General features: G+C 68.7%; 15 protein-coding genes and 1 tRNA gene. 9 read left to right on the top strand and 7 right to left on the bottom strand.

Going from position 1 to position 14,425, the window contains the following annotated elements; all coding sequences use genetic code 11:
- Nucleotides 1-24: 24 nt before the first annotated feature.
- On the bottom strand, nt 25-624 hold the full coding sequence (locus SJY14_RS01910; RefSeq protein WP_396599623.1) for a hypothetical protein: 600 nt from the start codon (nt 622-624) through the stop codon (nt 25-27).
- A 104-nt stretch (nt 625-728) separates the two neighbouring features.
- A tRNA-Leu gene (locus SJY14_RS01905) sits at nt 729-812 on the bottom strand.
- 108 nt (nt 813-920) lie between these two features.
- Here SJY14_RS01905 and SJY14_RS01900 point away from each other — a divergent pair.
- From SJY14_RS01900 to pknB, 7 genes are all read left to right on the top strand, one after another.
- The gene (locus SJY14_RS01900) at nt 921-1,634 is read left to right on the top strand and encodes a DUF3662 and FHA domain-containing protein (protein WP_054145701.1); all 714 of its coding nucleotides are present in this window, start codon (nt 921-923) and stop codon (nt 1,632-1,634) included.
- Nucleotides 1,631-2,152: an FHA domain-containing protein gene (locus SJY14_RS01895; protein WP_396599622.1), complete on the top strand. Its 522-nt coding sequence runs from the start codon at nt 1,631-1,633 to the stop codon at nt 2,150-2,152. Before SJY14_RS01900 ends, SJY14_RS01895 begins: the two co-directional genes overlap by 4 nt.
- A gap of 6 nt (nt 2,153-2,158) precedes the next feature.
- Entirely contained in the window at nt 2,159-3,406 is a 1,248-nt protein-coding gene (locus tag SJY14_RS01890) for a PP2C family serine/threonine-protein phosphatase (protein WP_071257456.1), read from the top strand.
- A gap of 85 nt (nt 3,407-3,491) precedes the next feature.
- On the top strand, nt 3,492-4,847 hold the full coding sequence (locus SJY14_RS01885; RefSeq protein WP_054145704.1) for an FtsW/RodA/SpoVE family cell cycle protein: 1,356 nt from the start codon (nt 3,492-3,494) through the stop codon (nt 4,845-4,847).
- Nucleotides 4,847-6,322 carry a penicillin-binding protein 2 gene (locus SJY14_RS01880; protein WP_071257459.1) on the top strand — a complete coding sequence of 492 codons (1,476 nt, stop codon included), beginning with the start codon at nt 4,847-4,849 and terminating at the stop codon, nt 6,320-6,322. Before SJY14_RS01885 ends, SJY14_RS01880 begins: the two co-directional genes overlap by 1 nt.
- A complete protein-coding gene (locus tag SJY14_RS01875; protein ID WP_396599621.1) occupies nt 6,319-8,115 on the top strand; it encodes a serine/threonine-protein kinase in 1,797 nt (598 codons plus the stop codon). Before SJY14_RS01880 ends, SJY14_RS01875 begins: the two co-directional genes overlap by 4 nt.
- A gap of 152 nt (nt 8,116-8,267) precedes the next feature.
- A complete protein-coding gene (gene pknB, locus SJY14_RS01870) occupies nt 8,268-9,974 on the top strand; it encodes a Stk1 family PASTA domain-containing Ser/Thr kinase (RefSeq protein ID WP_396599620.1) in 1,707 nt (568 codons plus the stop codon).
- Nucleotides 9,975-10,041: 67 nt separating this feature from the next.
- On the opposite strand, the gene SJY14_RS01865 is transcribed toward pknB, so the two are convergent.
- The 3 genes from SJY14_RS01865 to SJY14_RS01855 are packed head-to-tail and all read right to left on the bottom strand — an operon-like array spanning nt 10,042 to nt 11,617.
- Nucleotides 10,042-10,680, bottom strand: a complete 639-nt coding sequence (locus SJY14_RS01865) for an anthranilate synthase component II (protein ID WP_396599619.1) — start codon at nt 10,678-10,680, stop codon at nt 10,042-10,044.
- Nucleotides 10,677-10,838, bottom strand: a complete 162-nt coding sequence (locus tag SJY14_RS01860) for a hypothetical protein (RefSeq protein WP_396599618.1) — start codon at nt 10,836-10,838, stop codon at nt 10,677-10,679. Before SJY14_RS01860 ends, SJY14_RS01865 begins: the two co-directional genes overlap by 4 nt.
- 2 nt (nt 10,839-10,840) lie before the next feature.
- Nucleotides 10,841-11,617, bottom strand: coding sequence for a class E sortase (locus SJY14_RS01855; RefSeq protein ID WP_396599617.1), 777 nt, complete (start codon nt 11,615-11,617; stop codon nt 10,841-10,843).
- A 152-nt stretch (nt 11,618-11,769) separates the two neighbouring features.
- On the opposite strand from SJY14_RS01855, the gene SJY14_RS01850 reads away from it, so the two are divergent.
- Nucleotides 11,770-12,003, top strand: a complete 234-nt coding sequence (locus SJY14_RS01850; RefSeq protein WP_071257469.1) for a cell division protein CrgA — start codon at nt 11,770-11,772, stop codon at nt 12,001-12,003.
- Nucleotides 12,004-12,164: 161 nt separating this feature from the next.
- Here the strand turns inward: SJY14_RS01850 and SJY14_RS01845 are convergent, their stop codons facing one another.
- Together SJY14_RS01845 and SJY14_RS01840 are read right to left on the bottom strand one after the other, a co-directional pair.
- Nucleotides 12,165-13,013, bottom strand: coding sequence for a rhomboid family intramembrane serine protease (locus SJY14_RS01845; protein ID WP_396599616.1), 849 nt, complete (start codon nt 13,011-13,013; stop codon nt 12,165-12,167).
- Complete coding sequence (locus SJY14_RS01840) at nt 13,014-13,553, bottom strand: peptidylprolyl isomerase (RefSeq protein ID WP_054145712.1); 540 nt, start codon at nt 13,551-13,553, stop codon at nt 13,014-13,016.
- A 137-nt stretch (nt 13,554-13,690) separates the two neighbouring features.
- On the opposite strand from SJY14_RS01840, the gene SJY14_RS01835 reads away from it, so the two are divergent.
- Nucleotides 13,691-14,227 (top strand): hypothetical protein, encoded by a 537-nt coding sequence (locus tag SJY14_RS01835; RefSeq protein ID WP_071257473.1) that lies wholly within the window; start codon nt 13,691-13,693, stop codon nt 14,225-14,227.
- Nucleotides 14,228-14,425: the final 198 nt, after the last annotated feature.

Genomic DNA, 14,425 nt, shown 5'->3' with positions numbered 1-14,425 from the left:
ACGGGCTGATCGGGCCGAGACGCCTCAGAGCGGCAGCACGGCTTCGAGGGCGAGCGGGTCGCCGTCGACCGCGATGTCGTCGAGCTGCCGGCCGACGAACTCCGCCGCCTCGACCGTGTCCGACTCGATGCGGTGCCCCGTGCCGTCGACGACGAGCGCCCAGGCGACCGGCCCCCCGGAGGCGCGGGTCACCTCGAGACGGCAGCGCGTCAGTTCGCGGTCCTGTCCGAATCGCATGTCCGACAGGTCGGCGATGACCATGCACTCGAGGTCGTCGAGGAACCCGTGGAGGGTGGCGTCCCTCGCGATCTCGAGCCGCGCCTCCTCGTCGAGGTCGTCGGCGGACGAAGTGAACCGCGTGCCCTCGACGGTCCGGACGATCCACGAGACGTGGTCGCCGACGGTGACGAAGGACTGCATGCTGCTGACCCTCGGCCCGATGTCGGCGTGCACGTACACCGGTGGCAGGTCGGTCACGCTGACCACGACGCCGTCGCGGCGACCCACCACGCGGCGGTCGGAGTCGACGACGATGCGCTGGTTGCGGGGCACCCACGGGGCCTTCGGGAACTCGTCGAAGAGCACCTCGTCGAACTCGAACACGACCCCGCTCTGCTGGCTCATCGCACCAGCCAAGCACCCACGGGCCGGTGAGCAGGCCCGGAAGCGGGCCCGAAGCGGGCCGGAGAAAGTGAAAAGGCCCACCCGGAGGTGAGCCTTCACGTTCGTGCGCGAGGGGGGACTTGAACCCCCACGCCCTTTCGAGCACTGGCACCTGAAGCCAGCGCGTCTGCCAATTCCGCCACTCGCGCGAACTCGTAGACTTTAGCACGCGTCAGAGGCCCGGAAGAGCAGCGGTGAGTACCTTTCACTCGTTCGGGCTAAGATCGGGCGACCAGAGACCCCGAACCTGGAGACCCATGGGACTGCTCGACAATTTCGAACGCGGGTTGGAGCGTGCCGTCAACGGTGCCTTCGCCAAGACGTTCCGTTCGGGCGTGCAACCACTCGAGATCACGAACGCGCTGCGCCGCGAGCTCGACACCAAGGCTGCCGTGGTCTCGCGTGACCGGATCCTCGTGCCCAACGAGTTGCAGGTCCGCCTGGCTCCGATTGACTACGACAAGATGTCGGCCATCGGTCCGGCCCTGATCGACGAGCTCACCCAGCTGACGCAGCGCCACGCCACCGCCCAGGGGTACCAGTTCGCCGGTCCGCTCGGCATCCGCCTGCGTGAGGACGACTCGCTCAGCGTCGGCATCATGACCGTCGACTCGCGCAACCTGCGCGGCGAGGTGCAGTGGAAGCCGTTCGTCGAGATCGACGGCAAGCGCCGCGAGCTCAGCGGAGCCCGCACCATCATCGGCCGCGGCAGCGACGCCGACATCACCGTGCAAGACACGGGGACGTCCCGCCAGCACGTCGAGATCCTGTGGGACGGGTCTCGCGCCCAGGTCCGCGATCTCGGTTCGACGAACGGCTCGAAACTCAACGGCAACCCGTTGACGAAGGCCCCGCTGCAGCCCGATTCGGTGATCCAGATCGGTCGTACGCGTATCGTGTTCCGCGTGCTCCCCCAGTCATCGACGCCCGACCCCTTCGACGGGCCCGACTCGACGGGTGGCCGACGATGACCTCAGCCCTGACCCTCCTGGTGCTCCACTTCGGCTTCCTGGCCGTCCTGTGGCTGTTCGTCTTCGTGATCGTCTTCGCGCTGAGAAGCGACCTGTTCGGGCAGCGGGCGCGCAAGATGCCCGCCGACGCCACACCCGGCAAGGCGAGCTCGACCGCCACCGCGCCTCCTACACCCGCTCCGCGGGCCGCGCCCGCCGCGCCGGCGCCGACCCCGCAGGGTGACGGCCGCGCCACGCGCCTCGTCATCACCAAGGGCGCCAAGGCGGGCCTCGAGATGCCGCTCGGCGACGGGCCGCTCACGATCGGGCGTTCGCAAGAGAGCAACCTCGTGATCCGCGACGACTACACCTCGACCCACCACGCGCGCCTCATGCTCTGGAACGGCCGCTGGGTCGTCCAAGACCTCGACTCCACCAACGGCACGTTCCTGGCCGGTGATCGCGTGTCGGTCCCCACCCCCGTGCCCACGGGCGCGACCGTGACGATCGGGCAGACGAGCTTCGAGCTCCGGCGGTAGGCCCTCATGACGACGCACGCCAAGAGTGCCGCTCTGTCCAACGTGGGCAAGATCCGGTCCAACAACCAAGACAGCGGCTACGCCGGCACTCAGCTCTTCGTCGTGGCCGACGGCATGGGCGGGCACGCGGGCGGCGACGTCGCCTCGGCCATCGCGATCCGACGGATCCGCGAGACCGACCGCGTCTACACCTCGCCGGGTGACGCCGAGTTCGCGCTGCAGTCGTCGCTGATCGCGGCGAACCAGCTGCTGGCCGAGACCGTCTTCGAGCACCAAGAGCTCACCGGCATGGGCACCACCGTCAGCGCCATGCTGCGCGTCGGTGACAGCATGGCGATCGCCCACATCGGCGACTCGCGCATCTACCTGTTCCGGGAGGGCGAGCTCAGCCAGATCACCGCCGACCACACCTTCGTGCAGCGCCTGGTCGACAGCGGTCGCATCACGCCCGAAGAGGCGGCGGTCCACCCGCGACGCAGCGTGCTGATGCGCGTGCTCGGCGACGTCGACGCGGCCCCCGAGATCGACACGGCCACCCTCGGCACACAGCCCGGCGACCGCTGGCTGATCTGCTCGGACGGCCTCAGCAGCTACCTCGCCGAGGAGCGCATCAAGAAGGCGCTGGCCATGGGCCTCGACGCCGAGCAGACCGCCCGGCGCCTGGTGAAAGAGACGCTCGACCACGGCGCCCCCGACAACGTGACCGTCGTCATCGTCGACGTCGACGAATCGGGCGACTCGGCCCTCGACGAGCCCGTCACGGTCGGGTCGGCCGCCGCGCCCCTCAGCTTCGACAGCGACGCCGGCCGCAAGCAGCTGCGCCTGCCGACGATCCTGCTGCACCCGCTCAAGGTCGCCACGACGCCGGAGGACAGCCACTTCGAGCCCGAGAGCGACGAGTACCTCGCCGAGCTCATCGCCGAAGACAAGCGTCGCCGTCGCCGTCGCCGCATCACCTGGCTGACCGCCCTCGTCGTGGCGATCGCCGCGCTCGTGGCCGGGCTCGTGCTGACCTACCAGTGGACGCAGGACCACTACTACGTGGGCGAAGAGCGGGGCACGGTCGTCATCTACAAGGGCGTCCAGCAGAGCCTCGGGCCGATCGGCCTCTCGAGCGTCTACGAGACCACCGACGTCCAGGTCGACGACCTGCCCAACTACACGCAGACCACCGTGGAAGACACCATCAACGCCGGCTCCCTCGCGGACGCCCGGGCGATCGTCGAGAGGTTGGCCGATGCCAGCAACCCCTGACGCACCCGGCGGCGACGCGACCGAGGTCATCGGTCGCGTAGGAGGCGCGCGCAAGCCGTCCGCGAAGGCGTCGCGTCCCACGAACATGACGCAGGCGATCACGTTGCGCCTGCGCGAGCCCGCGCGTCTGCGCAACCTCGAACTGCTCATGCTGCTGATCGCCTGCGGCGTCGCCGCCGGAGCGATGGTGCTGGTCCAGCTCGGCGCGACCGGCGAGGTCGACCCGACCGTGCTGATCGCCGGCTCGATGGTGCTCGGCCTCGCCCTGATCTTCCACGTGGTCCTGCGCGTCGTCGCCCGTGAGGCCGACCCGTTCGTCATGCCGATCGCCGTCACCCTGAACGGCATCGGCATCGCCATGATCTACCGACTCGACCTGGCCGAGGGCCGCGAGGGCTGGGGTGCCCTGGGCATCAAGCAGATGGTGTGGACCGTCCTCGCCATGGTGATCTCCCTCGCCGTGCTGCTCGTGATCCGCAACTACCGGGTGCTCTCCCGCTACCGCTACATCGCGATGTTCGTGTCGATCGTGCTGCTGCTCCTCCCCCTGCTGCCGGGCATCGGGCGCGAGGGGCTGAACGCCCGCGTGTGGATCGACATCGGCCCGTTCTCGTTCCAGCCGGGTGAGATCGCCAAGATCACGCTGGCGATCTTCTTCGCCGGCTACCTCGTCACCGCCCGCGACAACCTCTCGCTGATGGGGCCGAAGATCCTCGGCATGCGGTTCCCACGACCGCGCGACCTCGGGCCGATCCTGATCGTCTGGCTCGTCGCCATGGGCGTCCTCATCTTCCAGCGCGACCTCGGCACCTCGCTGCTCTACTTCGGCCTCTTCCTGGTGATGATCTACGTCGGCACCGGCCGCGCGAGCTGGATCATCCTCGGCGTCGGGCTGTTCGTCGGCGGCGCCCTCGTCGCGAGCACCTTCCTGGGCTACGTGCAGGGCCGTTTCGCCGCCTGGCTCAACCCGTTCGCCCAGTCCGAGTACGACGCCGTCGGCGGGTCGTTCCAGCTCGTCCAAGGCCTCTTCGGACTGGCGAACGGCGGACTGATCGGCACGGGCCTCGGCCAGGGCCGTCCCCAGACGACCCCGCTCGCCGAGAGCGACTACATCTTCGCCTCGCTCGGTGAAGAGCTCGGCCTGACCGGGCTCTTCGCCATCCTGGCGCTCTACCTGCTGCTCGTCTCCCGCGGATTCCGCATCGGGTTCGTGGGCCAGGACGACTTCGGTCGCATGCTCGGGGTCGGCGTCGCCTTCGTCGTGGCCCTGCAGGTCTTCGTGGTCATGGGCGGTGTGACGAGGGTGATCCCGCTCACGGGCCTCACCGCCCCCTTCCTCGCCGCGGGCGGCTCGTCGCTCGTGGCCAACTGGATCATCGTGGCCCTGCTGCTGCGACTGTCCGACTCCGTGCGCAACCAACCGAGGCTGGTGATCGGCTGATGAACAAAGAACTCCGACGCGTGAGCTACGTGGTGCTCGCCATGTTCGTCGCGCTCTTCCTCTCGACGACCTACATCACGGCGTTCCAGGCCGACGCGCTGAACGCCGACGCCCGCAACTCGCGGGCGCTGCTGGCGAGCTACTCGGCCCAGCGCGGCCCCATCCTGGTCGGCGGCCAGGCGATCGCGCAGTCGACCCCCGTCGACGACCAGTACGAGTTCCAGCGCACGTACTCACAGCCCGACCTCTACGCGCCCGTCACCGGCTACTACACCTTGGGCCAGGGGTCCCGGGGCATCGAGGACGCCATGAACCGGTACCTCACGGGCAACGCCAACTCGCAGTTCTTCGACCAGGTCAACTCGCTGCTCACGGGTCAGGACCCCGAGGGGGCCACGGTCAACCTCACCCTCGACCCCACGGTGCAGCAGGCCGCCTACGACGCCCTCGGCTCGAACTCGGGCTCGGTCGTCGCGATGGATCCCAAGACCGGCAAGATCCTCGCCATGGTCTCGAAGCCCAGCTACGACCCCAACCCGCTCGCCAGCCACGACCGTCAGACCGTCACGGACGCCTACGACTCGCTGATCGCCGATCCCTCGGCCCCGCTGCAGAACCGGGCGATCCAGGGCGACCTCTACGCACCGGGATCGACCTTCAAGCTGATCACGACGGCGGCGGCGCTCGAGAGCGGCGACTACACGCCCGACAGCGCGTTCCCCAACCCGTCGACGCTGACGCTGCCCGGCACCAGCACCAACATCAACAACGCCGAGGGCGGAAGCTGCGGCGGCGGTGAGACGGCCACGATCGCGACGGCCCTCCGCCTGTCGTGCAACATCCCCATGGCTCAGCTCGGCCAGGCCCTCGGGGCGAAGGCGCTGCAAGAGCAGGCCGAGAAGTTCGGCTTCGGCGACGACTCCATCGGCGTCCCCCAGGCCGTCACGCCCAGCCAGTTCCCCATCGAGGACTCCAAGGGTCAGGCCATCAACGACGCCACCCTCATGCTCCAGTCGTTCGGCCAGGGGTCCGACCGCGTGACGCCCCTGCAGATGGCCATGGTCTCGGCCGCCATCGCCAACGGCGGCACCGAGATGAACCCGACGTTGATCGAGAGCGTCCTGAACCCAGACCTGAGCCCGGTCGAGGATTTCTCGCCCTCCGAGTACGGCAAGCCCATCAGCTCCCAGACTGCGGCCACGATGACCGACATGATGGTGCAGGACGTCGCGAACGGTGCGGCGAGCAATGCAAGAATTGACGGTGTCGACGTCGCCGGCAAGACAGGAACGGCCGAGAACGGCCCCGGCGAGCCGTACACCCTCTGGTTCACCGGGTTCGCGCCTGCTGCTGACCCCGAGGTCGCGGTCGCCGTCGTCGTCGAGAACGGCGGCGGACAGGGCCAGTCCGCATTCGGCAACAGTGTCGCGTCACCGATCGCGAAGAAAGTACTAGAGGCGGTGCTGAACAAATGAGACCATCCGGCGGAGTCACCTTCGGTGGGCGTTACCAGCTGTCGACCCGAGTCGCCATCGGCGGCATGGGCGAGGTCTGGGAAGCCACCGACCTCGTCATCGGCCGCACGGTCGCCATCAAGATCCTCAAGGACGAGTACCTGGGCGACCCGGGCTTCCTCGAGCGCTTCCGCGCCGAGGCCCGCCACGCGGCCCTCGTCAACCACGAGGGCATCGCGAACGTCTTCGACTACGGCGAGGAAGAGGGCAGCGCCTACCTGGTGATGGAGCTCGTCCCCGGCGAGGCCATGTCGACGGTCCTCGAGCGCGATCGGGTCCTGCCCACCGACAAGGTCCTCGACATCGTCGCGCAGACCGCGTCGGCCCTGCAGGCCGCCCACGCCGCCGGTCTCGTGCACCGCGACATCAAGCCCGGCAACCTGCTCGTCACCCCCGACGGCCGGGTGAAGATCACTGACTTCGGCATCGCACGCATCGCCGACCAGGTGCCGTTGACGGCCACGGGCCAGGTCATGGGCACCGTGCAGTACCTCTCGCCCGAGCAGGCGAGCGGCCACCCGGCGTCTCCCAGCACCGACATCTACTCGTTGGGCATCGTCGCCTACGAGGCCCTGGCCGGTCGTCGCCCGTTCACGGGCGAGTCCCAGGTCGCCATCGCCATGGCACAGATCAACGAGCAGCCGCCCGACCTCCCGTCGACGGTGTCCGAGCCCGTGCGCCGCCTCGTCCTGTCCTGCATCGCGAAGAAGCCCGGTGAGCGGCCCGCGACGGCCTCTGCCCTCGCCCAGGCGGCCCGTGCCCTTCGCCGCGGCGACGTCGCCGCAGCGACCATCGCTGTGCCGGCCATCGGTGCGGCAGCCGCCACGCCCGCCGATGCGGCGACCCAGGCCTTCAACGCCCAGGACGCCACGACGCAGCTCTTCGATCCGATGGCCACCCGGGCACAGAGCGCCGCAGGCGGTGCGGCCGCGGGCTACGTGGCCGGCTCGGCCGATCCCGACGCCCTCCGCGACGGCGACGACGAGCCCGCCGACGAGAAGAAGCGCAGCCCCTGGTTCTGGCCGTTGATCGTCCTCGCCGTCCTGGCCGTCATCGCCCTCGTCGTCGGCATCGTCTTCGCGATCGGCAACACAGACGACCCGGCTCCCGCGCCGTCGACGACGAGCTCCACCCCCTCACCGACCCGCACGACCCCGACACCGACCCCGACCCCGACGTCGGTGACGGTGTCCTCGGGCGACTACGTGGGGCTGACCGAGGCCGCGGCACGCGCAGCCCTCGAAGAGCTCGGCCTGCAGGTCGACTCGGCGGACGCCGGATCGAGCGCGCCGAGCCCCGACCAGGTCGGCACCGTCGCGAGCATCGACCCCACGGGTGCGCTCGAGAAGGGTTCCTCGGTGACGATCTACATCTACCGCGCGGCCCCGACCCCTGCCCAGCCCTCGACGCCCACGGCGACGCCGGGTCAGATCGCCGCAGGCGAGACCGCCACCATCAACTGGCCCGCCTACACCGGGTGCCCGACCGGCTACTCGCTCACCGGCTACTCGTACACGATCACCGGCGGGACCGACACCTCGGGTCAGTCGGCCGGGGGCCTCGGTGCCAATGCGACGTCCCTCACGGTGACGGCCTCGGCCGCCGGCAACCTGACCGTCAGCTACGTGGCCAACTGCGGTCAGATCGCATCCGAGCCGTCGCCGGGTGTCACCATCACGGTGACGGCGCCGCAAGAAGCCGATCCCAGTTCAGACCCCAGCGCCAGCTCAGGCACAGGGGACCCGAACGGTTGACCGACATCGTGTCCCTGGGATGAGCACCGGGGTCACGAAGCCCTGACAATCATCCCCGCGACCGATACGCGTACCCAGTCCGGGGGAGCCCGCCCCGGTACACTGGCTCCGACCGTGTCGCCAGACAGGGGTGGGTCGTTGGGAGAACAGGCGTGGCTGAAGGTGTGAGAGAGAGCATCCATCTCCTCGCCAACCGGTACCAGATCGGTGACCTGATCGGCCGCGGTGGCATGGCCGACGTCCACGTCGGCACGGACGCCCGGCTCGGGCGCAAGATCGCCGTCAAGCTGATGAAGCCCAGCCTGGCCACCGATCCGGCCTTCCGTTCGAGGTTCCGCCAAGAGGCCCAGGCCGCCGCCCGCATGGCGCACCCGACCATCGTCCGGGTGTTCGACGCCGGCGAAGAGGTCGTCCGCGACAGCCGTGGGCTGGACGTGGTCGTCCCGTTCATCGTCATGGAGTACGTCGAGGGGCGCCTGCTCAAGGACATCGTCGCCGAGGGTCCGCTCGACCCCGACGAGGCCGTCCGGGTCACCGCGGGCGTGCTGACGGCCCTCGAGTACTCGCACCGGGCGGGCGTGGTCCACCGCGACATCAAGCCCGGCAACGTCATGCTGACCAATTCCGGTCAGGTCAAGGTGATGGACTTCGGCATCGCCCGAGCCATCAGCGACTCCGCGGCCACCGTCGCGCAGACCACGGCCATCCTCGGCACCGCCCAGTACTTCAGCCCCGAGCAGGCGCGTGGTGAGACCGTCGACGCCCGCACCGACCTCTACTCGACCGGCGTCATGCTCTTCGAGTTGCTCACGGGCAAGCCGCCCTTCACCGGCGACAGCGCCGTCGCGGTCGCCTACCGTCACGTCAGCGAGCCTCCCGTCCCGCCGAGCACCGTCGAGCGCGGCGTCAGTCCCGCGCTCGACGCCGTCGTCCTGCACGCGCTCACCAAAGACCGCTTCGACCGCTTCCAGAGCGCCGCCGAGTTCCGTGACGACCTCGAGGCCGCCGGTGCCGGTCGCGCGCCGGCCCGACGTCCTCATGCCGTCGACGCCGGCTCCACGCTCTTCGGCGTCAACCCGCACTCGAGCGCCGGCAGCGAGGCCGCGTTGAAAGAGCTGCAGTCCGACGACACGGGACGACCTCAACGAACCCAGACCCGGCCCCCCGTGGCCTGGATCTGGGCGGGCATCGTGCTCGTGGCCGTCGTCATCGTGGCCGTCGTCTTCTGGGTGGTCAACCTCACCCCGCCCACGGTCGACAACGCCCAGTCCTCCCGCATCCCCGACCTCGTCGGGGTCAGCTTCGAGACCGGGTCCGCCCGCCTCGACGACCTGGGGCTGACGGTCGTCCGTGCCGACGCGAGCAGCCCGACGATCGACGCCGGCGACATCGTCTCGACCGATCCCTTGCCCGGAACGTCCGTCCCGAAAGAGTTCGCGGTCACGGTGACCGTCTCGTCCGGGCCGCAACTCGTCGCGATGCCCGCGGTCACCGGGCAGACCGTCGACGCCGCGTGGCAGGCCGTCACCGACGCCGGTCTCGAGCGGGGTCAGCAGAGCACCGATTACTCGCCCACGGTGCCCGAGGGGTCCGTTCTCTCGTCCGATCCGGCAGCGGCCTCGCAGGTGGCCCTCGGCTCGGACGTGGACCTCGTGGTGTCCAACGGCCTCGTGCAGCTTCCCGACGTCACCCGGCAGCCCTCCGAAGAGGCCATCACGACCCTCCGGGACCAGCTGGGTCTGACGGTCACCCCGCAGTCCGACCCCGGGTGCACCGGTGAGACCGTGTCGGGCATGAGCGTTCCGCCCGGTGACGTGGCTCAGGGCTCGGCCGTCACCCTGCGCATCTGCACCGGCTGATCCCTCGGAGATCAGAGCTCGTCTCTACGGGTTCGACCCCGCGAGTCCGGTGCCGAGAGCGCGACGGTCAGCCCAGGTCGACGAGCGGGTCGAGCCCCCTGGCCGTCACGGCCGCTTCCGGCAGGCCTGCGACCGACAGCCAGTTGCCGATCATCTGGTAACCGCCCTGCGTGAGCACCGACTCGGGGTGGAACTGCACGCCGTACACGGGCGAGGCGCGGTGTCGCAGGCCCATGATGACGCCACCCGTGGTGCGCGAGGTCACCTCGAGCGTCTCGGGCACCGTCTCGTCCACGACGGCGAGCGAGTGGTATCGCGTCGCGGTGAACGGCTGAGGGACCCCGTCGTAGAACGCGCTGTCGTCGTGCTCGACCTTCGACGTCTTGCCGTGCATCAGTTCGTCGGCGTGGGTGACCGTGGCCCCCAGGGCCTCGGCGATCGCCTGGTGCCCCAGGCAGACGCCCAGCAGTGGCTTGTCGGCGGCGAGGGCGGCGTGCACGACGTCGATCGAGACGCCGGCGGCCGCGGGCGTCCCCGGGCCGGGCGACAGCAGCACGGCGTCGTACTCGGCGATGCGGTCGGCGGTGTCGGCCGCCTCGAAGGCGTCGTTGCGCACGACGTCCGTCTCGGCCCCCAACTGCTGGAGGTAACCGTTCAGCGTGTAGACGAAACTGTCGTAGTTGTCGAGGACCAGGATGCGCGTCATGGTTGCTCCACGGTGACGTCGGGGGTGGGCAGGAGTTCGTTGACGTAGGGGAAGACCCACTCGACGAGGGCGAACAGCACGGCGGCGATCAGGACGAGCAAGAGCACGAGCCTCACCCACCAGGGGCCGGGCAGGATGCGCCAGAGGGCGGAGTACACGGTCAGCCTCCGATTCCGGCAGCGGCGAGCTCGGCGGGTGCACCGGCCGACAAGGGCTGCCACGAGTCGAACACACCGTAGGCGACGATGCGTTCCTGGGCGGTGAACATCGGGTTGCAGCTCGTCAGGGTGATCAGGCGGTCACCCGAGGTCGCCGACACGTCGGGGGCGTCGGGCACCTGCTGCAGCACGGACACCTGCGTGGCCTGGACGTACTGCAGGTTGCGGAACGAGTAGGTGAACCAGCCGTCCTGCGTCTGGACGTACATCTTGTCGCCCTCTTGCAGGTCGGCGATCTTGTTGAAGGGCGCCCCGTACGTGGTCCGGTGGGCGGCGATGCCGAAGTTGCCGACCTGACCGGGCATCTGGGTCTCGTCGTAGTGGCCGATGCCGATCTTGTTGAGGGTGCGCACGGTGCTCGTGCCCCCGGCGATCGGGACCGCGTAGTCGGTGCCGAACCGCGGGACGTAGAAATTGGCGAACGTCTCGGCCTCTCCGGGCGCCGCACCCACGGGCGGTTCGCCGTACGAGCCGTCGGTCGAGGGCTCGGGGGCCGGCGTCGCCGCCTGGTCGAACTGTTCGCTCAGTCGTGCTGCATCACCCTTGTAGGCGTCGGCGACGACGAGGTCGTTGAACCACTGCTGCCACCCGATGAAGAGCAGCACCAGCACACCGGCGGTGATGAGCAGTTCTCCGAGGACGCTGACGAAGGAGGCGCGTGATCGAGGCCGACGCGTCGTGCGTCTAGAGATCAGGGCCTCGCCCCCGTGGTCCGTCATGACTCGATTCTAGGCGGGCTTCGGTGCATCCGAGACGGCGGAGACAACCGGTGGACAACGTGTGGAGAGCATGTGGAGAACGTGGTCGTTCCCCCGGACGGGGATGACGGCCTTTTCAGGACCGAAAAGGGCCTCACGGTACACTGTGCGCCATGGCCAAAGACACGAACAGCAGCACGAAGCCCGCCCGCACCGCAGAGGACGCACCGAACCCCGTGTGGTTCAAGCCGGTCATGTTCGGCTTCATGCTCGTCGGTCTCGCCTGGATCGTGGTCTTCTACGTCAGCCAGAGCACCTTGCCGGTGGCGTCGCTCGGCTCGTGGAACATCTTGGTCGGCTTCGGCATCATGTTCATCGGCTTCCTGATGACCACCCGCTGGCGCTAGAACGCACCTTCGAACTTACACGCCTGTAACTATCCCCATTGTGGGAAACCCTGTGGATAACTTTCCTGTGGATAACTCGGGCGGATGAGATCGCGTCGGCCGACGAGAAGAGGCGGCTCCCCGATGGGGAGCCGCCTCTCGTCGTTCGTGGGCCGATCGTCTCAGAACAGTCCGGCGATCTGCGCCGATCTGGCCAGGAGCGCCGCGACCACGATCACGCCGATGGCGACGAGCACGGCGGTCTGGAGGGCGTGCTTCGAGCGGTGACGGGTCTTCGAGAACAGGAACGCGACGGCCCCGCCCACGACGATGCCCCCGAGGTGGGCCTGCCAGGCGATGCCGGGCACGATGAAACCGATCGCGAGGTTGATGCCCACGAGCACCAGGAGCTGGATGCTGCGGCCGCCGAGGCTGCGGGCGATGACGAAGAACGCGGCCATCAGACCGAAGATCGCCCCGGAGGCGCCGACCACGAAACTGCCCGGCGCCAGCAGGGCGACCGCAGCCGACCCGCCGATGCCCGAGAGGAAGTAGAGGGCGGCGAACCGACCTCGTCCCAACTGTCGTTCGAGCTCTGCCCCGAAGATGTACAACGAGTACATGTTGAAGAGGATATGCAGGATGCTGCCGTGGACGAACATCGTCGTCACGGCGCGCCAGGGCTGCACGATCTCGAGCGGTGGGTAGAAGGCCAGGGCCCGCGTGACCACGCCGTTGCCCATCCCCGTCACGAGCTGCAACAGGAACACCGCGACGGTCACGGCAATGATGCCGTAGGTCACGACGGGGGCCCCACGCCGGGAGGCGCTACGAACGCGGCCGACCACCTGCGGTTGGAGGCGCGGTGCATTACCCCGCGCCTCCTTCACGCACTCCGGGCAGTGCACGCCCACCGCGGCGGGCGTCTGGCACTCGCCGCAGATGGTGCGACCGCACCGCTGGCAGAGGACGAAGCTCTGCCGATCGGGGTGCCGGTAGCAGTAGTTCGACCGATCGTGCGGATCGGTCACCTAGACCTCGTCGATGGTGACGCTCTCGAGCACCACGTCCTCGAGCGGCTTGTCGCGCGCGTCGGTCTTGACGGCTTCGATCGCGTCGACGACCTTCTTGGACTCGTCGTCGGCGACCTCGCCGAAGATGGTGTGCTTGCCCTGCAGCCACGGGGTCGGGACCGTCGTGATGAAGAACTGCGAGCCGTTGGTTCCCTTGCCGCCACGCGTGCCGGCGTTGGCCATCGCGAAGATGTAGGGGGCATTGAAGTTCAGCTCGGGGTGGATCTCGTCGTCGAACTGGTAGCCGGGACCGCCGACGCCCTGGCCGAGCGGGTCGCCGCCCTGGAGCATGAAGTCCTTGATGATGCGGTGGAAGACGACGCCGTCGTAGAGCTTGTCGGTGCTGACCTTGCCGGTGGCCGGGTGGGTCCACTCTTTGGTGCCGGTGGCGAGGCCGACGAAGTTGGCGACGGTCTTCGGGGCGTGGTCGCCGAAGAGGTTCACCTTGATGGTGCCGAGGTTGGTGGTGAGGGTGGCGACAGCGGTGTGCGTTGACATGTCGTCATTCTTCCACAGCCACCTCCGCGCACCAGCGACTCCCCAGGCACCGTTCCGTGACCTGTCAGGAACCTCCGTGCCACACTGGGACGGGCCAGCAACTCTGGCTCCACTGCCTACTCGTTGGAGGAACGTTCATGGCCCTGTCACGCAAGCAGAAGAAAGAACTCAAGAAGTTCAAGAAGCACGCTGCGGCGGTGTGGGGTGAGCAGCGCGGCGTGATCGACCACGCCGGCAAGGTCATCGGCGGCTACCGCGACGACGCCGTCAAGATCGCGAACAAGAAGGTCGTCCCCCAGATCAAGCACGCGGTGGACTCCAACGTCCGTCCCGTGGTCTCGCAAGGCCTCTCGACCGGGTCGCACTACGCGTCGGTCGCACAGGACCGCCTGAAGCACGACGTGTACCCGGCGTTCTCGTCTGCTCTCGGCAACCTCGACCTCGCGAACGACCCGAAGGTCAAGAAGGCCGTGAAGAACGCCAAGAAGCAGGGCAAGAAGGCCGCGGCGAAGTACGTGCCGCGCCAGCAGAAGTCGGGCCCCGGCGTCGGCGGCGTCCTGCTGATCGGCGTGGGTGTCATCGCTCTCGGCGCCCTTGTCTTCGCAGCCGTGCAGACGCTGCGTGCCGACGACGAGCTCTGGGTCGCCGACGACGACGCCGACACCAAGGCCTAGTCCCCCGTACCCCACGAAGGGCCCGCCTCCCCCTGGAAGCGGGCCCTTCGTCGTCCCTGCCGCCGACGACTGCAGCAGCCGACGCTGAACCGGCACGGGCCAGCACCAGCACCAGCACCAGCACAGACACTGCCTACGGCCCGACGTTGCACGCACGTCGGCGAAGCCGACACGGGCCCGGAGGGCCCCCGAACCAGC

It is taken from the genome of Frigoribacterium sp. R86507 (assembly GCF_044597695.1).
In the GTDB taxonomy this organism is placed as follows: Bacteria; Actinomycetota; Actinomycetes; order Actinomycetales; family Microbacteriaceae; genus Frigoribacterium.
Note: the sequence above shows the minus strand (reverse complement) of the source record. Positions and strands in the feature narration are given on the sequence as shown.

Excerpts from the sequence above, each read along its gene's own strand:
- SJY14_RS01910 (WP_396599623.1), bottom strand. The coding sequence starts at position 624 with ATGAGCCAGCAGAGCGGGGTCGTGTTCGAGTTCGACGAGGTGCTCTTC.
- SJY14_RS01900 (WP_054145701.1), top strand. The coding sequence starts at position 921 with ATGGGACTGCTCGACAATTTCGAACGCGGGTTGGAGCGTGCCGTCAAC.
- SJY14_RS01895 (WP_396599622.1), top strand. The coding sequence starts at position 1,631 with ATGACCTCAGCCCTGACCCTCCTGGTGCTCCACTTCGGCTTCCTGGCC.
- SJY14_RS01890 (WP_071257456.1), top strand. The coding sequence starts at position 2,159 with ATGACGACGCACGCCAAGAGTGCCGCTCTGTCCAACGTGGGCAAGATC.
- SJY14_RS01885 (WP_054145704.1), top strand. The coding sequence starts at position 3,492 with ATGACGCAGGCGATCACGTTGCGCCTGCGCGAGCCCGCGCGTCTGCGC.
- SJY14_RS01880 (WP_071257459.1), top strand. The coding sequence starts at position 4,847 with ATGAACAAAGAACTCCGACGCGTGAGCTACGTGGTGCTCGCCATGTTC.
- SJY14_RS01875 (WP_396599621.1), top strand. The coding sequence starts at position 6,319 with ATGAGACCATCCGGCGGAGTCACCTTCGGTGGGCGTTACCAGCTGTCG.
- SJY14_RS01865 (WP_396599619.1), bottom strand. The coding sequence starts at position 10,680 with ATGACGCGCATCCTGGTCCTCGACAACTACGACAGTTTCGTCTACACG.
- SJY14_RS01855 (WP_396599617.1), bottom strand. The coding sequence starts at position 11,617 with ATGACGGACCACGGGGGCGAGGCCCTGATCTCTAGACGCACGACGCGT.
- SJY14_RS01850 (WP_071257469.1), top strand. The coding sequence starts at position 11,770 with ATGGCCAAAGACACGAACAGCAGCACGAAGCCCGCCCGCACCGCAGAG.
- SJY14_RS01840 (WP_054145712.1), bottom strand. The coding sequence starts at position 13,553 with ATGTCAACGCACACCGCTGTCGCCACCCTCACCACCAACCTCGGCACC.
- SJY14_RS01835 (WP_071257473.1), top strand. The coding sequence starts at position 13,691 with ATGGCCCTGTCACGCAAGCAGAAGAAAGAACTCAAGAAGTTCAAGAAG.